Origin of the sequence: Streptomyces canus (genome assembly GCF_041435015.1) — a bacterium.
GTDB lineage: Bacteria > Actinomycetota > Actinomycetes > Streptomycetales > Streptomycetaceae > Streptomyces > Streptomyces canus_G.
This window is the reverse complement of the sequence record NZ_CP107989.1, coordinates 7,234,108-7,254,394: the sequence shown is the minus strand read 5'-3', so window position 1 is coordinate 7,254,394 and position 20,287 is coordinate 7,234,108. Positions and strand designations below refer to the sequence as shown.

The following is a 20,287-nucleotide window of genomic DNA, read 5'->3' as shown; positions in this document are numbered from 1 at the left end:
GCATGGACACCAAGAACGTGAAGACCGCCGTGGTGACCGGAGCGGGCTCCGGGATCGGGCGTGCGGTCGCCGTGGAACTGCTGCGTACGGGCTGGTCGGTGGCGCTGGCGGGGCGGCGGACCGAGACCCTGGAGGAGACGGCGGCACTCGTGCCCGAGGGCGCCTGTCTCGCCGTACGGACGGACGTCTCGCGGCCCGAGGACGTGGCCGCGCTGTTCGCCGCCGCCGTGGAGCGGTTCGGGCGGGTGGATCTGCTGTTCAACAACGCGGGGACGTTCGGTCCCGGCGGGGTGCCGGTGGAGGAGCTGCCGTACGACGCCTGGCGGCATGTGGTGGACACCAACCTCAACGGGGCGTTCCTGTGCGCGCAGGCGGCGTACCGGCAGATGAAGGAGCAGGACCCGCAGGGCGGACGGATCATCAACAACGGCTCGATCTCGGCGCACACACCCCGGCCGCACTCCGTCGCCTACACCGCGACCAAACACGCCCTCACCGGCCTCACCAAGTCGCTGTCGCTGGACGGGCGGCCGTACGGCATCGCGGTGGGGCAGATCGACATCGGGAACGCGGCTACCGACATGACCGCGCGGATGGGGACCGGGGCGTTGCAGGCCAACGGGGAGGTCGCGCCGGAACCCGTGATGGACGTGGCGGATGTGGCGCGCACGGTGCGGCACATGGCGGAGCTGCCGCTGGGGGCGAACGTGCAGTTCGCGACCGTACTGGCGACGGCGATGCCGTATGTGGGGCGCGGCTGAGCAGCCGATCTCCCCAAGCGGAATATCTGCTTCCACCCCCACTGCGGCCGGTTGGCGGCTTATGCTCATCACACGCCCTCCACAAGAGCTTCACACTTGGGGGGTGGCGTTCCGCCGACCGCATCCGAGGGGGGAGCGCGGCGGCCATCCATGGACCGGGTGGGGGTGGATCTCGCGTGGGACCGCGAGGTACGCACCGGTCCGTGGACGGCCGCCGCGCACATTCTCAGCTCGCGCACATCCCTTCTCAGCCGGCACATATCCCTTCCTCACGGCCCCGCAATGCTGCGTCCCTACCTTGAGGGCGCGCCCACAGCGGGCGCCAAGAACCTCGAGGAACGGGATGTTTGGCATCTATCTCAAGCGCGAGCTGGGCCGGCGCAAGAAGGCGGCCCTGGTCATCGCTCTGGGTCTGGCGCTCGGTATCGCGCTGGTCATCACCGTCAACTCGGTGTCGGCCGGCATGACACAGGCTCAGGACAAGGTCCTGAAGTCGCTCTACGGGCTCGGCACCGACATGACCGTCACCAAGGCGAGGTCGGCCCCGACGTCCGGAAGTTCGGGCAGACCGAACTTCCGGTTCGACGCCAACTCCAACGACAGTGACGACACACAGAGCTCCGACCGCGTGATGACCCAGGGCGGTCAGGCCCTGGCGTCGAGCGTGGTCACCAAGGTCTCCCGGCAGAGTGGCGTGGCGAGCGCGGTGGGCGCGCTGACCCTGAACGTCACCAAGGTCGACGGCTCCTTCACCCAGGGCAAGGCGCAGAGTTCCGGTGGTAACACCGGGAACGGCGGCCAGGGCGGTCCGGGCGGCGGCTCCGGCGGCACCAGCACCGCCGCGCCCCAGGTCCAGGGCGGCGGCGCCAACTTCGACGTGAACTCCTACTCCGTCGCCGGCGTGGACGTCACCGACCAGACGCTCGGCCCGCTGGCCGGCTCCAAGATCACCATCGGCAAGACCTTCACCGCCGCGCAGACCGACGCGAAGGTCGCCGTCGTCAGCAAGGCGTACGCCAAGGAGAACTCCCTCAAGGTCGGCAAGACTTTGAAGATCTCCGGCACCAAGTACACGATCATCGGCATCGCGACGCCGGACAGCAGTGAGTCCACCACCGACGTCTACCTGCCGCTGAAGCAGGCGCAGACGCTGGCCGACGCCAAGAACCAGGTCACCACGATCTACGTCAAGGCGACCGACTCCCAGCAGATCGACTCGGTCAAGTCGGCGATCCAGAAGAACATCTCCGGTACGACCGTCACGACCTCCGCCGATCTCGCGGAGACCGTCTCCGGGTCCCTGTCCACCGCCTCCAACCTCGCGACCAGCGTGGGCAAGTGGCTGTCCATCGCCGTGCTCGTCGCCGCCTTCCTGGTCGCCGCGCTGCTGACCTCCTCGGCGGTCTCCCGCCGGGTGCGCGAGTTCGGCACCCTGAAGGCGCTCGGCTGGCCGAGCCGCCGGGTCACCCGGCAGGTCGTCGGCGAGTCGATCGTGAACGGCCTGCTCGGCGGCGCCCTCGGCATCGGCCTCGGCCTCGCGGCCGCGTACACGGTGACCGCGATCAGCCCCAAGCTGACCGCGCAGCTCGGCAGCACCGGCGGCGGTGGCGGCATGGGCGGCGGCCCGGGCGGCGGCGGCCCCGGACAGCAGGCCACCCGGAACACCATGGAGATCGCGCTCTCCGCGCCCGTATCGATGACCACCATCGCGCTCGCGGTGGGCCTCGCGGTGACCGGCGGGCTGATCGCCGGGGCGATGGGCGGGTGGCGGGCCTCGCGGATGCGGCCCGCGGACGCGCTGCGCAGCGTGTCGTAGACGAAACCGTCGGCCTGCGCGACCCGAGCGCCGTCCGCTGTCGCCTTCCCCACTTCTTCTTCTCTACGGAGTTCTCATGTACAGACTCACCGGCGTCACCAAGCGCTACTCGCGCGGCAAGGAGACGGTGGAGGCGCTGCGGGGCGTCGACCTCACCATCGAGGACGGCGACCAGTTGGTCATCCAGGGCCCCACCGGTGGCGGCAAGTCCACGCTGTTGCAGATGATCGGCGGCCTGGACCGCCCGACCGAGGGCAGCGTCGAACTGGACGGCGTCGATCTGGCGAAGGTCAGCGAGGCCAGGCTGACCCGGCTGCGGGCCGAGAAGATCGGCATCATCTTCCAGTCGTTCAACCTCATCCCGACCCTGACCGCTCAGGAGAACGTCGAGACGGCGCTGGTCCCGCTGGGAGTGAAGCCGGCGGAACGGCGTGAGCGGGCGGCGGAGGCGCTCCGCTCGGTGGGGCTGGGTGAGCGGCTCACCCACGCGCCCTCCGAGTTGTCCGGCGGCCAGCAGCAGCGGGTGGCCATCGCGCGTGCACTGGTCAAGAAGCCGAAGGTGCTGCTCGCCGACGAGCCCACCGGCAACCTCGACGAGTCGATGCGCGACGAGATCATGGCGTTGCTGGAGGGGCTGTGGCACGAGTACGGGCTGACGTTCGTCCTGGTCACCCATGACTCGTCGATCGCTCGTCGGGCACCCCGCCTCGCGACCATCAAGGCCGGGCAACTCACGTTGACCGAACAGTCGTTGACTCAGAGGTAGGAGCCGTTCGAGGCGGGGCCGCTCACCGTCCCAGAAGGCTGTCGACCTCGGTCAGCTGCCCCGCGGTGAGCGGCCCCTTCTCCATCGCCCCCGCGTTCTGTTCCGCCTGGGCCACCGACCGGAAGCCGGGGATCGGGATCGTGCGCGGGCTCCGGGCCCACAGCCAGGCCAGGGCGCCCTGAGCCAGGGTGCGGCCCTCGCTGGTGAGGATCTCCCGCAGCGCGTCGATGCGGGACAGCCACGCCGGATCGGCGGACGTACCGTCGCCGAAGCCCTGGAGCCAGGCCGGGGGCTTGCTGCGGATGTCGCCGGCGTCCTTGGGCCCTTGGCGCTTGCCGGCCAGCAACCCCATCGCGAGGGGACTGCGGTTGATGCTGGCCAGGCCCAACTTCTCGCACAGGGAGAGCATTTCGGGCGTGCCCTGCAACACGTTGAGCGCGTGCTGCACGGCCGTACAGTGCTCCCCCTGCGCGAACACCGCGGCGCGGGCCGGGTCGTCGGTGCTCCACGCGTAGGCGCGGATCAGCCCTTCACCCACGAACTCCTCGCACAGGTCCCGGAGTTCGGCCGCGCGCTCGGGGTCCAGGTCGTTCAGGTGCAGCTGGTACAGGTCGACATGGTCGGTGGCGAGCCGGTCGAGGGACGCCGTGAGGGCGCGGCGGGCGTGGGCCGGGGTGTCGTCGACGCCGGTGCGGGTGCGGGTCTCCTCGTCGAAGACGTTGCCCCACTTGGTGGCGACGATGACGTCGTCCCGGCGCTTGCCCAGCGCCCGTCCGAGCACCCGTTCACTGTGTCCGGCGCCGTAGGTGTCCGCGGTGTCGAAGAAGGTGATGCCGAGGTCGAGGGCGCGGTGCACCGCCCGTACGGACTCCTCGTCGTCGACCTTGCCCCAGCCGAGGGGCCGGCCGTCCGCGTCCTGCCATTCGCCGCCGATCGCCCAGCAGCCGAAGCCGAGAGCGCTGACCTCGATGCCGGAGCGACCGAGAGTGCGTGTGATCTCCATGCCTGAACGCTAGGAGTTGAAGTGCGCTTCAGGGCAAGGGGTCCGGCAAGGGGGTTCTCGGGGTTTCAGGCCTGGCCGGTCTCGAAGCGGGAGATCCTGCCGTCCTCCGCGACCGTGAAGTCCCAGCGGGTGCGCATCTCGCCCCAGGTGTCGTTGCTGTAGTGGGCGAGGAGGGAACGGCCGCCGTTGGACTCCTTGTCGACGTCGAGGTGGCCGTGGGAGGAGAAGATCTCCCGGTCGATCCACTCGTCGAGGTCACGGTCGCTGCCGTCGTCCGCCATGGTCGCGCCGGGCGCGAGCAGGGACAGGAAGGCCTCGCGGTCATGGGCGTTGACGGCGGAGACGAAGGCGCGGACGGCCGGGTCGCTGAGTCTGGCGGTCTGAATCGTCATGCCAGCCAGACTCACACCGCGCCCCCGGGGCCGCCACCCGAACGGCCGCTCGAGCATTCCGGACAGGTGTGAGCGGTGCGACGGTGGAAACGCGAGGGGGGTCTCGTTCCACTTCTTGCGCTGGGAGTCATCGTGACCGCATACGACCGACGTGATCTGGGCCTGCTGCTCCTCCGGCTGGGAACCGGGGGTGTGCTGGCCGCCCACGGCGCGCAGAAACTGCTCGGCTGGTTCGGCGGGGGCGGCATCGAGGGGACCGGCCAGTTCATGGAGTCCGTCGGCTACACACCGGGCCGGGCGAGCGCCACGGCGGCGGGGCTGGCCGAGGCGGGCGGCGGCACCCTGCTGGCACTGGGCCTGGCGACCCCGGCGGCGGGCGCGGCGGCGGCCGGCGCGATGGCCGGCGCGTCCGCGGTACACGCCCCCAACGGCTTCTTCAACGCGGGCGGCGGCTACGAGTACGCGGCCACGCTGGGTCTCACGGCGGCGGGCCTGGCGGTGACGGGGCCGGGCCGGATCTCCCTGGACCACGCCCTCGGCCACACGGTCAACCGGGGATGGATGGTGCCGGTGGCCCTCGCGGCGACGGGGCTGGTGACCGCGGCGGTGGTGGGGGCGCGGGGTCTGCGACTGCGGGAGAAGGAGAGCGGGGGCGATGACGCCCAGACGGCGCTGTTCGACGAGGAGGAGGCGTTGTTCGGGGAGTAGCCGAGCGGGACCCCGCGCCGTGGGAAGCTGCTCCGCATGAGTGATCACGGCATGCCCTCTCCGGACCTCTGGAAGTCCGTCGACGCCCTGTGGGCCTGGCTGGAGACGGATCAGCCGGTGAGCGGCCGCGAAGGCCTCCTCCTGCGCATGCTGAAGCTCTCCGAGGAGGTCGGCGAGGTCTCCGAGGCCGTCATCGGGGCGATCGGCCAGAACCCTCGCAAGGGTGTCAGCCACACCTGGGAGGACGTGCAGGGTGAGCTGTGCGACGTGGTGATCACCGCATTGGTGGCGCTGCGCACGCTGACCCCGGACACCCGCGAGGTCCTCCACCACCATCTGGCCCGGGTGACGGAGCGTTCACTCGGCCCCGGGGCGGCCTGAACCCTCACCCGGTCGGCCTACGCCCCCGGGCACCCCGCACCTCACTCCTCGGACGATGAACCGGACGACGGCAGCGGTCGGAGGAGCCCCATGGACGACACCCCCGCCCCCTTCACGGAAGAGGACTACGCGACCCGTATGACCAGGGCGGCCAGGGACGCGGCCGAGACCCGCCTGTCCGGACTGCTCATCACCCCCGGCCCCGACCTGACGTGGCTCTGCGGCTACCGCCCCACCGCGACGACGGAACGCCTCACCCTCCTCGTCCTGACCCCCGGATCCGAACCCCGTCTGCTGGTCCCGTCCCTCGAACGCCCCGACGCGGAGGCAGCACCCGGCGCGGACGCCGTCCGCATCTCCGACTGGCGCGACGGCCAGGACCCCTACTCCGCAGCCACCGGCCTCCTGCTCCCCAACGGCCGCTACGGCGTCGCCGACACCACCTGGGCCCTGCACCTGCTGGGCCTCCAGGAAGCCCTCCCCCTCACCACCTACCGCCCCCTGACCGTCGTACTCCCGCTACTGCGCGCCGTGAAGGACGACCACGAGGTGACCCGCCTCGCGTCGGCGGCAGCGGCGGCGGACGTGGTGTACGAGGAGATCCTCTCCGTACGATTCACCGGCCGCCGCGAGTCCGAAGTGGCCGCCGACCTGGCCCGCCTGCTCCACGAACAGGGCCACAGCCAGGTCGTCACGGTCGTGGCCTCCGGCCGGAACAGCGCGGACCCGCACCACCGGACGGGCGAACGAACGCTGAAGAAGGGCGACATGGTGATCCTGGACTTCGGCGGCCTGAAGGACGGCTACGCCTCACACCTGACCCGCACGGTCCACGTGGGCGAACCGACGGAGGAGGAACGCACGGTCCACGACCTCGTCCGTACGGCCCAGCAGGCGGCCTTCGAGGCGATCGGCCCCGGAGCGACCTGCCAGGAGATCGACCGCGGGGCACGCCGGTGGATCGAGGACGCGGGGTACGCCGACTACGCCGCCGAACGCACCGGACACGGCATCGGAGTCACCGCACACGAGCCGCCGTACCTCACCGGGAACGAGGAGACCTTCCTCGTTCCCGGCATGTGCTTCTCGATGGGCCCCGGGGTGCGGCTGCCGGGCCGCTTCGGCGTACGGGTCGCGGACGTCGTGACGTGCACGGCGGACGGGGGGAGGCGGCTCAACGCCACGGATCGCGGGATGGCGATCGTGGCGTGAGAGCTCCGGCCGCCGTGCCTCCTCAGCCGCGCAGCCGGTCGAAGCCGAACGGGGCGAGGACCTCGGGGCGGCGGCCGGTACGGATGTACTCGGCGAGCCGGTGGCCGGTGGCCGGGCCCAGGGTGACGCCGAGCATGCCGTGGCCGGTGGCCGCGAAGGCGTTCTCCAGGCCCGGCAGCCGGTCGATCACCGGGAGGCCGTCCGGGAGGAAGGGCCGGCCGCCGACCCAGGGGTCGCGGATCAGGCTCACCAGGTCGTCGGGGTCGTCGAACCAGCGGCCCAGGTAGTGGCGGCTGGCGAGCGCCACCGCGACGATCCGGCGCCAGTCGAGACGGTTGTTGTTGCCGCTCAGCTCCATCGTGCCGCCGATCCGGGTGGTGGTGCCGATCGGTGAGGCGACGGCCCTGCGCTCGCCGAAGTACAGGGTGTGCCGGGGTGCCGGGTCCAGGTCCACCGCGAAGCTGTAGCCCTTGCCGGCCTGGAGCGGCAGCCGGTGTCCGAGCGCGCGCAGCAGCGCCGGGGACCGCATTCCGGCCGCGACGACGACGGCCGAACAGGGGATCTCGCCCCGGTCGGTCCTCAGTGCGGTCACCCGCCCCGTCCCGGACCGGAATCCGGTGACCTCCGCGTTCTCGTGGACCTTCACCCCCGCGGCGGCGAGCGCCTCGCCGAGCCCGCGGGCGAACCCCTCCGGATCGACCACGCCCTCGCCCTCGACGAGGTAGGCCGCGCGCACCTTGGACGAGAGCGCGCCGTCCAGCAGCCGGGCCTCGTCGCCCGTGGTGATGTCGTCGGGCATCGGATAGTGGCCCTCCGCCATCTCCCGCTGGATCGCGAGGTGATGACGGGCCTCGGCCGCCGACAGGAACGCGTGCACCATGCCGGGCCGGGTCAGGGTGGTGGCCACCCCGGCCTCGCGCAGCCCGTCGAAGAGGTCGAAGGTGTCGTGGTTCAGGTCGGCGATCGCCGCGTAGCCCCGCCGGAAGGCGGCCGGTGCGCTGCTGCGCCAGAACCGCCACAGCCAGCGCAGGAACGCCGGGTCGGGAAGGGGCCGCACATAGAGCGGCGAGTCCGGACGGCCCAGGGAGCGCAGGGCGTAGCGCAGCACTCCTGGGGACGGCACGGGCGTCGAGTGGCTGAGGCAGACCCAGCCCGCGTTGCCCCGGGACACCCCCGAGCCCAGCCCGCGCCGCTCGACGACCTCCACCGGAAGCCCGGCCGCCGCCAGGTAGTACGCGGTGCACAGTCCTACGACACCGCCCCCGACGACCACCACGGGTCCGTCGCCGGTGAGAGCCGGCGTACCGGTCATGACGCGGTTCCGTACGACGCGAGGAACTCCCGGGTGCGGGCCTGGGAGGGGCTGTCGAGCACGTCCTCGGGCCTGCCCTCCTCCACGATCCGGCCGCCGTCGACGAAGACGACGTGGTCGGACACCTCGCGGGCGAAGGGCAGTTCGTGGGTGACCAGCAGCATCGTCATCCCGTCCGCGGCGAGTTCTCGCATCACGCTCAGTACCTCCCGGGTCGCCTCGGGGTCCAGGGAGGACGTGGGCTCGTCGAAGAGCAGCAGCTCGGGCTTGAGGGCGAGGGCCCTCGCGATGGCGACGCGTTGCTGTTCGCCGCCGGACAGCTGCTCGGGCCGGCCGAGGGCACGGTGCGCGACGCCGACCCGGCGCAGCAGCGTGACGGCACGCTCCAGCGCCTCCTGCTCCGGGATACCCGCCTTGCGCTGGGCCAGGACGACGTTCTCCACGGCGGTCAGATGCGGGAAGAGGTTGAACCGCTGGAAGACCATGCCGACGGTACGGCGCAGGCGTGGCAGGTCGCGGCAGACCGTGCGGCCGTCGCTGTGCACCAGCTCTCCGGCGACCTCGATCGTGCCGCGGTCGGGCCGTTCCAGGAGGTTGACGCAGCGCATCAGGGTCGTCTTGCCGCCCCCGCTCTGTCCGATGACGCTGACGATCCGGCCGCGGTCGACCTCCAGGTCCACCTGGTCGAGGACGAGGCGGCCGTCGAAGGACTTGCTCAGGCCGTTGATCCGTACGACGGCCTCTGTCGGTGTCCCAGGCGTGGTCTGCGGGGTGGTGACCGACTCGGTCATACGGCACCTGCCTTCATGTCGGCCTCCACGGCCGGGGCGAGCAGGGCGCGTGCCGCCTTCAGTCGCCGTCGTCGCCACGGGGAGAGGGGGATGCCCGCCCGTACCTTGCGTTCCAGGAGCAGCAGCAGTTGGGAGAGCGGGTAGCACAGGGCGAAGTAGATGGCCGAGATGACCAGGTACACCTCCAGGGCCCGGAAGGTGGCCGAGGTGATGAGCCGCCCCTCGGACATCAGCTCGGCGGCGGAGACGGTGACCAGCAGCGAGGTGGACTTCAGCAGGTCGACGAGCATGGTGTTGGTGCCGGGCAGCGCCTGCCGTACGGCCTGCGGCAGCACGATGTGCCCGAAGATTCCCGCCCGGCCCAGGCCCAGCGCCTCCCCGGCCTCCGTCTGTCCGGCGTGCACCCCGCTGATCGCGGAGCGGAAGATCTCGGACAGGTAGGCGGCGTAGAAGACGACGAGGCTGAGGCAGCCGGCGGTGAAGACGTCCAGCCGGATGCCCGCCGAGGCCAGGCCGAAGTAGGTGAGGAAGATGATGGCGAGGAGGGGGACGTTCTTGAACACCTCGGTGTAGACGGCGGCGACGGCACGCGCGGGCCACGCTCTGCTGAGCCGGAGCAGCGCCACCGCGAGACCGAGCAGGACCGCGCCGGCGAAGCTCACGACCGTGTAGGAGACGGTGCGCCACAGGGCGTCGACGAGGTCGGGCCGGTAGTCGGACCAGGGAACCTGAAAAAGGCCGGACATGTCGTCCCCTCACTTCGCGATGGTGGGCGGGTTCCAGTCCTGCGGCCGGTCCACGCCCCGGCGCGCGGTGGCGACGTCGGCGGCCGGCTTCAGGAACTGCTCGGGGTCGCCGCCGTACTTCTCGACGAGCTTGGCCATCTCGCCGTTCGTGTACATGGCGTCGATCTGCGCGGAGATCGCCTGCTCCAGCTTGGTGGCCTTCTTGGGCAGGTAGAAGCCGGTCTGGTACGGCTGGAAGTAGGCGTAGGCGGGCTTCGCCTTGACCTCGGCGGCGGTCGGCGGGGTCAGGTACTGGGTGCTGATCTTCAGCTCCGGACGTTCCTTCTGCGCCGCGATGATGAGGAGCGGGTCGAGGAAGCCGACGTCGACGCGGCCCGCGCCGAGGTCGTCGAAGACGCCGTTGGCGTCGGGGTAGGCGTGCAGCTTGGCGCCGGGAACGGACTGGATCGACTTGACCCAGACATAGCCCTCGACGGTGCCGAGGCTCAGATTCTCGAGGTCGTCGACGGTCTTGTACGTCTTGCCGTTGCGGACGGCCATCGCCGGGGGCGAGTAGTAGGGCGGGTCGGTGAACAGCCCCTGCTTCTGCCGGTCAGCGGACCAGGCGACACCGCCGACGGTGATGTCCACGCGGCGGGACTGCACCCCGGCGAGCATGCCGGCGAAGTCCGTCACCTGCGGTTTGACCTCCAGGCCGAGCTTCTTGGCCACGTAGGTGAGGATGTCGCCGTCCAGGCCGACGATCTTGCCGCCCTGGACGCTGGTGTAGGGGGCGTACGGCTCCACGGCCACCTTGATGACGCCGGGGGTGAGGGTGCCCAGCGCGGCGGTCTTCGCCGACACGTTCTTGGGGCCGTCGTCGTCACCGGAACCGCAGGCGGCGGTCCCGAGGAGCAGGAGGGTGGCGGACAGAGCGACGGCAAGCGGACGCATACGGATCATCGGCATGGGCCTTCCGTAACGATGCTGAAGGATGCAGAGGGGAGCCCGCCGACTCACCGCGCTGTGCCCCCGGCGGGGATGTGAGGGGGATGGATCGGGGAGGTGATTACGGATGCGATTGGGGCCATACGCTACGAACCGGCCTCGGTTACGTCACCGTGTACTCCGTACAGACTTGTGGCCGAATTCGATCGATCCGCTGTACGGTGCGTCCACCCGGGCCCGCCGTCGACGGGAGAACCGCTCATGCTGAGCCCGTCACTCGCGCAGGAGATCGCCTCCGACACCACCGCCGTCATCGGCTTCAACGTGCTGATCACCGACGCGGGCGGTCTGGTCATCGGCAGCGGCGACAGCAGCCGGGTGGGCAGCTTCCACGAGGCGTCCGTCGAGGTCGTCCGCACCCAGGAACCCGCCACGCACAACGCGTCGCAGGCACAGCAACTGCGCGGAGTACGCCCGGGAGTCACCCTGCCCCTGGTCGCGAACGGAAAGGCCGTGGGCACGGTCGGGATCACCGGAACGCCCGCGCAGGTGCGCCGGTTCGGGCTGCTCGTCAAACGCCAGACGGAGATCCTGCTCAGAGAGTCCGTGATGCTGCGCTCCCGCCTGCTCGCCGAGCGGGCGGCGGAGAAGCTGCTGGCCGACGTCGCGTCGTACGACCCGCAGGTCGTGGAGGGCGACTTCCTGCTGTTCCGGGCCGCCGAGCTGGGCTTCGACCTACGGCTGCGACGGGTCGCGGTCGCCATCGAGGTACGGGTCCCCGACACGGGCGCCCGACGCCAAGGGGTGCCCACCAAAGACATGGCGCTGGTCCGCTCGGAACTGCTGCGCACGGTCCGCGAGGTCTTCGCCGACCCCCAGGACATCATCGCCTCCACGGCTCCGGGCTGGATCGGCGTACTGCGCAGACTCCCGGAACGGCGCCCGGTGACCTCCCTGCTGGACGACTGCCGGCGGACCACCGACGTCATCGCCGCGCAGGACGGTCTCGTCGCCCGGGCCGGCATCGGCGAACCGGCCGCCTCCGTGAGCGGACTGCACGATTCCTACCAGGACGCCTGCGACGCGCTCCGCCTCGGGGCGCGCGTGGCGAGCGACTCCCCCGTCCACCTGATCACCGACCTGCGCGTCCACCAGGCCCTCACGGCGGTGTCCCAGTCGGCCCGCAACCGCCTGATCGAACGCACCACCACGAGCCTGCGGGGCCAGCCGGACTGGCCGGTCCTGCGCGACACCATCACGGCGTGGTGCGAGAGCGGATTCAACCTCGTACGCGCCTCCGAGGCCCTGCACATCCACCGCAACACCGTCGTCTACCGGATGAACAAGATCGAGCAGACGACCGGCCGGCCACTGCGGGACCACCGGACCACGATGGCGTTGTATCTGGCCTGTCTGGCCGATCGGTTGGGCGGAGGGACGGGGGCCGGCGACGGGCGCGAGTGAGTCTCCAGCCCGATCGCCCCGATCGCCCCGATCAGCCGGAGGACGTGGTCACCTCCGGGTTGCCGTAGTACGCGTCGGGCCCGTGCTTGCGGGTGTAGTGGCGTTCCAGTAGATGACGTGGTGGTGGGGCGGCCGGGGACAGGGACAGGGTGTGGAGGGCGATGTCGGCGACCGCCTCGCAGATGATCGCGTGTTCCAGGGACTTGCGGGCGGTGGTGCCCCAGGTGAAGGGGCCGTGGTTCGCCACGAGGGCCGCGGGGACCTCGACGGCTTTCTGGTCCTCCTCCCCCAGCAGGTCCACGATGACGACGCCGGTGTTGTACTCGTAGTCCTTGGCGCACTCCTCGGGGGTGAGGTCACGAGTGACGGGGATGGGGCCGTTGAAGGTGTCGGCGTGGGTCGTGCCGAGGACCGGGATGTCGCGGCGGGCCTGCGCGAAGGCGACCGCGTGGGTGGAGTGGGTGTGGGTGACGCCGCCGATGGAGGGGAAGGCGCGGTAGAGGCAGCGGTGGGTCTCGGTGTCGGTGGAGGGGCGCAGGTCGCCCTCTACGACCGCGCCGTCGGACAGACGGACCGTCACCAGGTGGTCCAGAGCGAGATCCTCGTAGGGCACGCCCGACGGCTTGATGACGAACACCCCCGCGTCGCGGTCGACTCCGCTCACGTTGCCCCAGGTCAGGGTCGCCAGGCCTACTTGAGGGATGGCGAGGTTCGCCCTCAGGACCTCCTCTCGCAGGCCGTCGCGGACTCGTACGGTCATCGCTCGTCTCCTTCGACTTCGACGCGGCCGTCGGTCATGGTCACAGGGCCTGGGCGAGGCGGTGGTAGGCGGCGTTCCAACGGATTTCCTTGGCGAACTGGTCGGTGGTGGTGTGCTCGTCGATGGTGAGCAGTTCGACCCCCGTCATGGCCGCGTAGTCGTTCAGCGTCTCGGGGTCGACGGCCGAGCTGAGCACGGTGTGGTGCGGGGCGCCGGCCAGCAGCCAGCTCTCGGCCGACTCCGCGAGTGAGGGGCGCGGCTTCCACACCGCCCGGGCCACGGGGAGGTGGGGCAGAGGCTCGCTGGGGCCGACGACGTCGACCTCGTTGGCGGTGAGCCGGAAGCGGTCACCCAGGTCGCACAGGCCCACGACCACGGCGGGGCCCTCGGCCGCGTCGAAGACCAGGCGGACCGGGTCCTCGCGGCCACCTATGGACAGCGGGTGGATCTCGCAGCGGGGGCGGGCGGCGGCCACCGAGGGGCAGACCTCCAGCATGTGGGCGCCGAGGATGCGCGGGACGCCGGGGCCGAGGTGGTAGGTGTAGTCCTCCATGAAGGTGGTGCCGCCGGGCCGTCCCTGGCCCATGACCTTCATCGTGCGCAGCAGGGCGGAGGTCTTCCAGTCGCCCTCGCCCCCGAAGCCGTAGCCGTCGGCCATCAGGCGCTGGACGGCCAGGCCGGGCAGCTGGCGCAGGCCGCCGAGGTCCTCGAAGTTGGTGGTGAAGGCGGTGAAGCCGCCCTCGGTGAGGAAGGTGCGCAGGCCGAGTTCCTGGCGGGCTGCGTAGAGGAGCGAGTCGTGGCGGATGCCGCCGGGGCGCAGGGCGGGGACGACGTCGTACGACTCGACGTATTCGGCGGCGAGTTCGGCGGCCGCCTTGTCCTCGACGGCGTCGACGACGGCGACCAGGTCGTTGACGGCGTAGGTGTTCACGGAGAAGCCGAAGCGCAGCTGGGCCTCGACCTTGTCGCCCTCGGTGACGGCGACGTCGCGCATGTTGTCGCCGAAGCGCGCCAGGCGCAGGGTGCGCGCCGCCTGGCGGCCCGCGGCGGCTCTCGTCCAGGCGGCGATCCGCCGGATCACGCGGGGGTCGGTCGCGTGCCCGGCGACGATCTTGCGGTCGATGCCGAGCCGGGACTCGATGTGGGCGAACTCGCGGTCGCCGTGGGCGGCCTGGTTGAGGTTCATGAAGTCCATGTCGATGCTCGACCAGGGCAGCGACAGGTTGTACTGGGTGTGCAGATGCAGCACGGGGCGGTCCAGCGCGCTCAGGCCCGCGATCCACATCTTCGCCGGGGAGAAGGTGTGCATCCACACGATCACCCCCACGCAGCTGTCCGAGGAGGAGGCCTCCTGGCACAGCCGCCGGATCGAATCGGCGTCGGTGAGCACCGGCTTCCACACGATCCGCAGGGGGATCGGCTCGGCCGCGTCGAGTCGTTCGGCGATCTTCCGGGCCTGGTGGGCGACCTGGTTCAGGGTCTCCTCGCCGTACAGGCCCTGGCTGCCGGTGAGAAACCAGATCTCCTGGCCGGCGGACGGTATTTCGGAAGCGGTCATGACGGAGGTTCCTTTCGAAGGGGACTACGAAGGGGACTACGGGGGAAGGGAGTTGGGGCCATTCAGGCGGAAACCTCGGCGCGCAGACGCCGTAGCCGGTGCATGACCTCATTGGCACCGCGGCCGAAGTAGTCGTGCAGGAGCCGGTATTCGGCGTAGAGGCGGTCGTAGGCCGCGGCGCGTTCCGGGTCCGGCTGGTAGACGCCCCGGTCGGCCTTGCCCATGGACCGGGCGGCGGCCTGGATGTCGGAGTACGCCCCGGCCGCCACCGCGGCGTGCATCGCCGCACCGAGGGCGGGGCCCTGTGCGGAGCCGATGACGCCGAGGGGGCGGCGGGTGACGTCGGCGTAGATCTGCATCAGCAGCGCGTTCTTCGTCAGACCGCCCGCGATGATCAGCTCGCCGACCGGCACCCCGGACGTCTCGAACGCCTCGATGATCGTCCGGGTACCGAAGGCGGTGGCCTCCAGCAGCGCGCGGTAGACGTCCTCGGGCCGGGTCGCCAGTGTCAGGCCGACCATCACACCGCTGAGGTCGTGGTCGACCAGGACGGAACGGTTGCCGCTGTGCCAGTCCAGCGCGATCAGCCCGTGTTCGCCCACCCGTTGCCCGGCCGCGAGAGCCGTCAGGTGTTCGTGCGCGTCGCGGCCGAGGGCGGCGGCCTGTTCGGCGTACGCGGCGGGGAATCCGGTGCGGACGAACCAGCCGAAGATGTCGCCGACACCGCTCTGTCCGGCCTCGTAACCCCACAGGCCCGGCAGGATGCCGCCGTCGACCACACCGCACATGCCGGGCACCGTCTCGTTGCGGTCGGAGCTCATCACATGGCAGGTCGAGGTGCCCATGATGGCCACCATCTGCCCCGGCTCCACCGCGCCCGCCGCGGGTGCCGTCACATGGGCGTCGACGTTGCCCACGCAGACCGCGATGCCCTCGGGCAGTCCGGTCCAGGCCGCCGCCTCGGCCGTCAACCCACCTGCCAAACCGCCGAGTTGGCCGATCGGCTGCTCCAGTTTCTCCGTCACGAAGTCGGCGAAGCCGGGGTTGAGCGCCTCCAGGTAGGCACGGGAGGGGTAGGCGCCTTCCTGGAGCTGGCCCTTGTAACCGGCGGTGCAGGCGTTGCGGACGTACGTGCCGCACAGCCGCCACACGATCCAGTCCGCGGCCTCCACCCACCGCTCGGTGCGGTCGTAGATCTCCGCGTCCTCCTCCAGCACCTGGAGGGCCTTGGCGAACTCCCACTCGGAGGAGATCTTCCCGCCGTACCGCGGCAGCCACGTCTCCTTCCGTTCGGCGGCCAGCGCGGTGATCCGGTCGGCCTGGGCCTGGGCGGCGTGGTGGCGCCAGAGCTTGACGTAGGAGTGCGGGCGGGAGGCGTACTCGGGCAGCTCGCACAGAGGTGTGCCGTCGACGAGCACCGGCAGCACCGTGCAGGCGGTGAAGTCCGTGCCGATGCCGATCACTTGTCCAGGGCGCACACCGGCCGCCGCCAGCGCTGCCGGCACCGCGTGGCGGAGCACGTCGACGTAGTCCGACGGGACCTGGAGGGCCCAGTCCGGGGGCAGTCCCGTACCGTCCGGCAGTTCCCGGTCCAGGACCGCGTGCCGGTACGCGTGCTCGGCCGTCCCCAACTCCGCGCCGTCCCGCACGCGGACCACCACGGCCCGTCCGGACAGCGTCCCGAAGTCGACTCCTACGACGCAGGGTTCGGGGTTCGTGGCTGTCTCTTGTCCAGCGTTCACCGGCGGCCTCCTCCACACTGAGGTGTTCGATATATCGATCTACGTTCGAAGAAATGCGAGCGAAGGGTCGGCGACGTCACCCGCCGACGTACTAACTCCGACTCCTGCCGAAGTAACGAGCGCGCGCCCGGTCGAGCAGGATCGCGACGCCGAGGACCGCTCCCTGGACGACCTGCTGGTCGTAGGGGCTGACCTTGAGGGCGAGCAGACCGTTGGTGATGAACTCCAGCAGGATCGCGCCCGCCGCGATCCCCGCGATACGGCCCTCACCGCCCGAGAGTGACATCCCGCCGACCACCGCGGCGGCGATCGCGGTCAGTTCCCAGCCCGCGCCGACCGAGGGGTCGGCCACGTTCATACGGCCGATCACCAGGATGCCGACCAGGCCGGCGAGGGCCGCGCTGGCGACGTAGGTGGAGGTGATCCGGCGGGCGGTCGGGATGCCGGCCAGCCGGGCGGCCTCCTTGTTGCCGCCGACCGCGTAGATCTGGCGGCCCACGTAGGTGCGCTCCAGCACGAACCAGGCGACGGCCGCCGCACCGACGAAGAACAGGGCGGGGACCGGTACTTCGCCGAGGTAGTACTGGCTCAGGTTGCTGAACATCGGGTCGAGGTTGTTGATGGGCGAGCCGCTGGTGATCGCGAGCGCCGTGCCCTGCGCGACGGTGTAGGTGACCAGAGTGATCACGAAGGGCGGCACGTTGAGGCGGGTGACCATGACGCCGTGCCAGAGACCGACGGCGGCGGTGATCACCAGCGTGAGCAGGATCGCGAGGGGGGCGGGCAGGCCCTCGTTGACGTTCATCCAGCCGGCCAGGATGCCGGCCAGACCGGCCAGCGCGCCCACCGACAGGTCGATGCCACCGGTCAGGATGACCAGCGCCTCACCGATCGCGAGGATCCCGACCTGCGAGAGGTCGCGGCCCATCACCTGGAGGTTGCCCACCGCCGTGTACGTCTCCGCGTTGGCGGCGATCGCCACGAACACCACCACGCAGGCGATGATCACGCCGGCCTCCGGGGAGGCGGCGAGTCTGCGGGCGAGGGTCGATGCGGCCGAACGGGAGCGCGGCGCGACCTCGTTCGGGGCGAGCGTGCTCTGCGCGCTCATGCTGTGGCTCCGTTCGTCACTTGGTGCTCGTCGAGGGAATTCGCCGGTCGGTGCTCATCGAGCGAGGAGGTGCCGGCCGCGGCCGTCATGATCCGCTCCTTGGTGGCGTCGGCCCGGTCGATGACCGTGACCACCCGCCCGTGGTTCATCACCGCGATGCGATGGCAGATCCACAGCAGCTCCTCCAGTTCGGAGGAGGCGACCACGATCCCCATGCCCTGCTCCGCCGCCTGGTCGATCAGCTTGTAGATCTCCGCCTTCGCGCCCACGTCCACGCCACGGGTCGGCTCGTCGAGCAGCAGCAGGCGCGGTTCGGCGGCGAACGCCCGGCCGAAGATGGCGCGTTGCTGGTTGCCGCCGGACAGCGAGCCGATCGGCTGCTCCACCGACTGCATCCGCACATTGACGTTCTCGGTGATCTTCCGTGCCTCGGCGCGTTCCCGGCCCGGTGCGAGCAGACCCCGGGTGCTGATCCGCTTGAGCACCGAGACGACGACGTTCGCCCGGATCGACGCGAACAGGACGAGCGACTGCTCCTTGCGGTCTTCGGGGATCAGCGCGATCCCGGCCGCCACGCCGTCACCCGCGCCCCGTGGCCGGTAGGGCGTGCCGCCCAGCAGCATCCGGCCGCCGGTCGAGGGCTGCGCCCCGGCGATCGTGTGGACCAGTCGGCTGCGGCCCGAGCCCATCAGCCCGGCCACGCCCAGGATCTCGCCCTCGCGCACGTCCAGGTCGACCGGTCCGAGGCCGTCCGCGGTCAGGCCCTCGGCCTGGAGCAGGACGGGGCTCGTCGCGGGCGGTGCCTTCGGTTCGCCCTGTGCGACCTCGCCGCCGACCATCTCCCGGATCAGCCGTTCCTCGCCGGCCTCGGCCGGTTCGAGGTCGGCGACCAGCCTGCCGTTGCGCAGGACCAGGACCCGGTCGCTGATCTCGCGCACCTCGTCGAGGCGGTGTCCGATGAACAGCACGGTGCCGCCGCGGTCGGCGAGTTGGCGGGCCAGGCCCAGCACCATCCGGGCCTCGACCGGCCCCAGTGAGGAGGTCGGCTCGTCCAGGATCAGCAGCTTGGGTTCGCGGCCCCAGGCCTTGGCGATCTCGATCATCTGGCGGGTCGGCACCGGCAGGGTGCGGACCTCCCGGTTCACCGGGATCGTCTCGGCGGACAGGCCGATCTCCGCGAGCATCGCCTTCGCCTCGGCCCGCTGCGCCGCACGGTCCACCAGCAACCGTCGCTTCGACTCGCGCGGGCGGCGGCCGAGGAGCAGGTTCTCGGCCACCGAGAGCTGTCCGACCAGCGGGAACTCCTGGGAGACCATGGCGATGCCGAGCCGGCCCGCGGCCTCGGTGGACCCGGCGGCGAGGGACTCCCCGCCGATCAGGATCTCGCCGCCGTCCCGGTGTACCGATCCGGCCAGCGTGCCCATCAGCGTGGACTTCCCGGCGCCGTTCTCGCCCACCACGCCGATCACCTGGCCGGCGTAGAGGTCGAGTTCGGGCAGGTCGAGGACGCGCACCGGTCCGTAGGACTTGTGCACCCCCCGCAGCCGCGCGGTGACCGCGCGGTCCGGGGCGTTGTCCGGGACGTTCTTCGTGGCCGTCATGCTCAGCCGATCCCGAGCTGCGACTCGAGGGACTGGTACGCGCTCAGGTCGGACTTGGTGACCAGGCCCACGCCGGAACTCAGGGTCGAACCGTCCTTCTCCAGGTACGGCTTGACGAGCGCCATCGTCTTGTCCTTGCCCAGCACCTTCTCCGCGGCCAGGATGTACGCCCCGGTGTAGCCCTGCTGGTACGGCATCTGCACGACGGTCCCGGAGATCACGCCGGACTTGATGAACTTCAGCGTCTGGGCGTCGGAGTCGTCGGAGACGATGTGCACGGACGAGGTCTTTCCGGCCGAGGTCACCGCCTGCGCCAGCGCGGGACCGTCGTAGGAGTAGACGCCGTACAGGCCGTTGACGTCCGGGTTGTTCGCGAGGATGGTCTCCGCGTCCGAAGTCGCCGTACTGGCCTGGAGGTTGTCGTTGACCTTCTGGGCGACCGTGATCTCGGTGCCCTTGAGCGCGGCCTCGAAGCCGGCGATCCGCTGGGTGGCGTTGGAGGCGGTGAGGGAGCCGACCAGAATGGCCACCTTGCCCTTGCCGGCGAGCACCTGCTTCATCGCGGTGCCCGCCTGGAAGCCGGCGGTGTAGTTCGGGGTGCCCAGGTAGAGCGAGGCGGCGTCGGTGCCCGGCAGCGGCGAGTCGATCGCCAGGACGCCGATGCCCTTCTGGACGTCGGTGTGGATGGTTCCGGCGGCCGACGTCGGGTCGATCGCCGAGATCGAGTAGCCGGTGACTCCCTGCGAACGCAGGGTCTCCAGCTCCGAGTTCTGCTCGGTCAGCTTGCCGCCGGGCGGGGCGAAGTAGGTGCACTTGCTCTTCGCGATGCCGAGGTCGGAGCAGCCCTTGAGGAAGCCGACCTGACCGGCCTTCCAGTAGTCGGCGGCCACGTTCACGACCATCGCGATGTCGACCTTGGACAGGTCCTTGCCGGCCAGCGCGGACTTCAGCGCCGCGTCGAGCTTGGCGAGGTTCGTCTGGTTGAAGGTGACCGAGCCGGCCAGCGTGACCGGGGCGGCGGCCTTGGTACCGGCCGAGCTGGACGCGTCGGAGCCGCCCGCGCTCTTGGAGCAGCCCGCGGCGGCGAGCGAGAGGAGCACGGCGGTCGCGGTGGCTGCGGTGCGGGACCTTCTGGTACGGAGCATGGGTGATCAGCGCCCTTCTTGGCGTGTCTGTCTGGTGTCTCGGGATGGGTGGGAACGCTGGAACGCTGGGAACGCACACCTGTTCACGGGC

19 protein-coding genes are annotated in these 20,287 nt (G+C 70.7%); 7 read left to right on the top strand and 12 right to left on the bottom strand.

Annotation, left to right across the window (positions count from 1 at the left end; translation table 11 throughout):
• The first annotated feature begins 2 nt into the window (after positions 1 to 2).
• The 3 genes from OG841_RS33105 (at position 3) to OG841_RS33095 (ending at position 3,343) form a co-directional block, all read left to right on the top strand.
• Positions 3 to 761, top strand: a complete 759-nt coding sequence (locus OG841_RS33105) for an SDR family oxidoreductase (RefSeq protein ID WP_371567699.1) — start codon at positions 3 to 5, stop codon at positions 759 to 761.
• 343 nt (positions 762 to 1,104) lie between these two features.
• Entirely contained in the window at positions 1,105 to 2,577 is a 1,473-nt protein-coding gene (locus tag OG841_RS33100; RefSeq protein ID WP_371567696.1) for an ABC transporter permease, read from the top strand.
• Positions 2,578 to 2,653: 76 nt separating this feature from the next.
• Positions 2,654 to 3,343, top strand: coding sequence for an ABC transporter ATP-binding protein (locus OG841_RS33095; protein ID WP_365117232.1), 690 nt, complete (start codon positions 2,654 to 2,656; stop codon positions 3,341 to 3,343).
• Positions 3,344 to 3,365: 22 nt separating this feature from the next.
• Here the strand turns inward: OG841_RS33095 and OG841_RS33090 are convergent, their stop codons facing one another.
• Together OG841_RS33090 and OG841_RS33085 are read right to left on the bottom strand one after the other, a co-directional pair.
• Positions 3,366 to 4,346, bottom strand: coding sequence for an aldo/keto reductase (locus tag OG841_RS33090; protein ID WP_365117235.1), 981 nt, complete (start codon positions 4,344 to 4,346; stop codon positions 3,366 to 3,368).
• A 65-nt stretch (positions 4,347 to 4,411) separates the two neighbouring features.
• On the bottom strand, positions 4,412 to 4,738 hold the full coding sequence (locus tag OG841_RS33085; protein WP_365117238.1) for a nuclear transport factor 2 family protein: 327 nt from the start codon (positions 4,736 to 4,738) through the stop codon (positions 4,412 to 4,414).
• A gap of 132 nt (positions 4,739 to 4,870) precedes the next feature.
• Between OG841_RS33085 and OG841_RS33080 the strand changes: the two genes are divergently transcribed.
• From OG841_RS33080 to OG841_RS33070, 3 genes are all read left to right on the top strand, one after another.
• Entirely contained in the window at positions 4,871 to 5,446 is a 576-nt protein-coding gene (locus tag OG841_RS33080; RefSeq protein ID WP_328638032.1) for a DoxX family protein, read from the top strand.
• A gap of 36 nt (positions 5,447 to 5,482) precedes the next feature.
• Positions 5,483 to 5,827: a MazG-like family protein gene (locus OG841_RS33075; protein WP_328638033.1), complete on the top strand. Its 345-nt coding sequence runs from the start codon at positions 5,483 to 5,485 to the stop codon at positions 5,825 to 5,827.
• A 90-nt stretch (positions 5,828 to 5,917) separates the two neighbouring features.
• Positions 5,918 to 7,039 (top strand): aminopeptidase P family protein, encoded by a 1,122-nt coding sequence (locus OG841_RS33070; RefSeq protein ID WP_328638034.1) that lies wholly within the window; start codon positions 5,918 to 5,920, stop codon positions 7,037 to 7,039.
• Positions 7,040 to 7,061: 22 nt separating this feature from the next.
• Here OG841_RS33070 and OG841_RS33065 read toward each other — a convergent pair whose 3' ends face one another.
• From OG841_RS33065 to OG841_RS33050, 4 genes are read right to left on the bottom strand one after another with little or no spacing between them, the layout of a single operon-like run.
• Positions 7,062 to 8,351 carry an NAD(P)/FAD-dependent oxidoreductase gene (locus tag OG841_RS33065; protein WP_328638035.1) on the bottom strand — a complete coding sequence of 430 codons (1,290 nt, stop codon included), beginning with the start codon at positions 8,349 to 8,351 and terminating at the stop codon, positions 7,062 to 7,064.
• Positions 8,348 to 9,142, bottom strand: coding sequence for an amino acid ABC transporter ATP-binding protein (locus OG841_RS33060; RefSeq protein ID WP_328638036.1), 795 nt, complete (start codon positions 9,140 to 9,142; stop codon positions 8,348 to 8,350). Before OG841_RS33060 ends, OG841_RS33065 begins: the two co-directional genes overlap by 4 nt.
• Positions 9,139 to 9,888, bottom strand: a complete 750-nt coding sequence (locus OG841_RS33055; RefSeq protein WP_328638037.1) for an amino acid ABC transporter permease — start codon at positions 9,886 to 9,888, stop codon at positions 9,139 to 9,141. The genes OG841_RS33060 and OG841_RS33055 overlap by 4 nt, the downstream gene beginning before the upstream one ends.
• 9 nt (positions 9,889 to 9,897) lie before the next feature.
• Positions 9,898 to 10,836, bottom strand: coding sequence for a substrate-binding periplasmic protein (locus OG841_RS33050; protein WP_328638038.1), 939 nt, complete (start codon positions 10,834 to 10,836; stop codon positions 9,898 to 9,900).
• 240 nt (positions 10,837 to 11,076) lie between these two features.
• On the opposite strand from OG841_RS33050, the gene OG841_RS33045 reads away from it, so the two are divergent.
• Entirely contained in the window at positions 11,077 to 12,279 is a 1,203-nt protein-coding gene (locus OG841_RS33045) for a CdaR family transcriptional regulator (RefSeq protein WP_328638039.1), read from the top strand.
• Between the two features lie 31 nt (positions 12,280 to 12,310).
• Here the strand turns inward: OG841_RS33045 and araD are convergent, their stop codons facing one another.
• The 6 genes from araD to OG841_RS33015 all read right to left on the bottom strand — a co-directional run bounded on the left by araD (position 12,311) and on the right by OG841_RS33015 (position 20,196).
• Positions 12,311 to 13,039 carry an L-ribulose-5-phosphate 4-epimerase AraD gene (gene araD / locus OG841_RS33040; protein ID WP_328638040.1) on the bottom strand — a complete coding sequence of 243 codons (729 nt, stop codon included), beginning with the start codon at positions 13,037 to 13,039 and terminating at the stop codon, positions 12,311 to 12,313.
• A 40-nt stretch (positions 13,040 to 13,079) separates the two neighbouring features.
• Positions 13,080 to 14,597: an L-arabinose isomerase gene (araA, locus tag OG841_RS33035; RefSeq protein WP_371567683.1), complete on the bottom strand. Its 1,518-nt coding sequence runs from the start codon at positions 14,595 to 14,597 to the stop codon at positions 13,080 to 13,082.
• 62 nt (positions 14,598 to 14,659) lie between these two features.
• A complete protein-coding gene (araB, locus tag OG841_RS33030; RefSeq protein ID WP_371567680.1) occupies positions 14,660 to 16,339 on the bottom strand; it encodes a ribulokinase in 1,680 nt (559 codons plus the stop codon).
• Positions 16,340 to 16,430: 91 nt separating this feature from the next.
• Positions 16,431 to 17,450, bottom strand: coding sequence for an ABC transporter permease (locus tag OG841_RS33025; RefSeq protein ID WP_328638043.1), 1,020 nt, complete (start codon positions 17,448 to 17,450; stop codon positions 16,431 to 16,433).
• The gene (locus OG841_RS33020; RefSeq protein ID WP_371567677.1) at positions 17,447 to 19,051 is read right to left on the bottom strand and encodes a sugar ABC transporter ATP-binding protein; all 1,605 of its coding nucleotides are present in this window, start codon (positions 19,049 to 19,051) and stop codon (positions 17,447 to 17,449) included. Before OG841_RS33020 ends, OG841_RS33025 begins: the two co-directional genes overlap by 4 nt.
• A 2-nt stretch (positions 19,052 to 19,053) precedes the next feature.
• Entirely contained in the window at positions 19,054 to 20,196 is a 1,143-nt protein-coding gene (locus OG841_RS33015; RefSeq protein WP_328638045.1) for a substrate-binding domain-containing protein, read from the bottom strand.
• Positions 20,197 to 20,287: the final 91 nt, after the last annotated feature.

What these genes read in the sequence shown, in the direction of transcription:
- OG841_RS33070 (WP_328638034.1), top strand. Translation starts at nt 5,918, where the DNA reads ATGGACGACACCCCCGCCCCCTTCACGGAAGAGGACTACGCGACCCGT.
- OG841_RS33090 (WP_365117235.1), bottom strand. Translation starts at nt 4,346, where the DNA reads ATGGAGATCACACGCACTCTCGGTCGCTCCGGCATCGAGGTCAGCGCT.
- OG841_RS33105 (WP_371567699.1), top strand. Translation starts at nt 3, where the DNA reads ATGGACACCAAGAACGTGAAGACCGCCGTGGTGACCGGAGCGGGCTCC.
- OG841_RS33085 (WP_365117238.1), bottom strand. Translation starts at nt 4,738, where the DNA reads ATGACGATTCAGACCGCCAGACTCAGCGACCCGGCCGTCCGCGCCTTC.
- OG841_RS33100 (WP_371567696.1), top strand. Translation starts at nt 1,105, where the DNA reads ATGTTTGGCATCTATCTCAAGCGCGAGCTGGGCCGGCGCAAGAAGGCG.
- araD (WP_328638040.1), bottom strand. Translation starts at nt 13,039, where the DNA reads ATGACCGTACGAGTCCGCGACGGCCTGCGAGAGGAGGTCCTGAGGGCG.
- OG841_RS33050 (WP_328638038.1), bottom strand. Translation starts at nt 10,836, where the DNA reads ATGCCGATGATCCGTATGCGTCCGCTTGCCGTCGCTCTGTCCGCCACC.
- OG841_RS33020 (WP_371567677.1), bottom strand. Translation starts at nt 19,051, where the DNA reads ATGACGGCCACGAAGAACGTCCCGGACAACGCCCCGGACCGCGCGGTC.
- OG841_RS33025 (WP_328638043.1), bottom strand. Translation starts at nt 17,450, where the DNA reads ATGAGCGCGCAGAGCACGCTCGCCCCGAACGAGGTCGCGCCGCGCTCC.
- OG841_RS33065 (WP_328638035.1), bottom strand. Translation starts at nt 8,351, where the DNA reads ATGACCGGTACGCCGGCTCTCACCGGCGACGGACCCGTGGTGGTCGTC.
- araA (WP_371567683.1), bottom strand. Translation starts at nt 14,597, where the DNA reads ATGACCGCTTCCGAAATACCGTCCGCCGGCCAGGAGATCTGGTTTCTC.
- OG841_RS33060 (WP_328638036.1), bottom strand. Translation starts at nt 9,142, where the DNA reads ATGACCGAGTCGGTCACCACCCCGCAGACCACGCCTGGGACACCGACA.
- OG841_RS33045 (WP_328638039.1), top strand. Translation starts at nt 11,077, where the DNA reads ATGCTGAGCCCGTCACTCGCGCAGGAGATCGCCTCCGACACCACCGCC.
- OG841_RS33075 (WP_328638033.1), top strand. Translation starts at nt 5,483, where the DNA reads ATGAGTGATCACGGCATGCCCTCTCCGGACCTCTGGAAGTCCGTCGAC.
- OG841_RS33095 (WP_365117232.1), top strand. Translation starts at nt 2,654, where the DNA reads ATGTACAGACTCACCGGCGTCACCAAGCGCTACTCGCGCGGCAAGGAG.
- OG841_RS33055 (WP_328638037.1), bottom strand. Translation starts at nt 9,888, where the DNA reads ATGTCCGGCCTTTTTCAGGTTCCCTGGTCCGACTACCGGCCCGACCTC.
- OG841_RS33015 (WP_328638045.1), bottom strand. Translation starts at nt 20,196, where the DNA reads ATGCTCCGTACCAGAAGGTCCCGCACCGCAGCCACCGCGACCGCCGTG.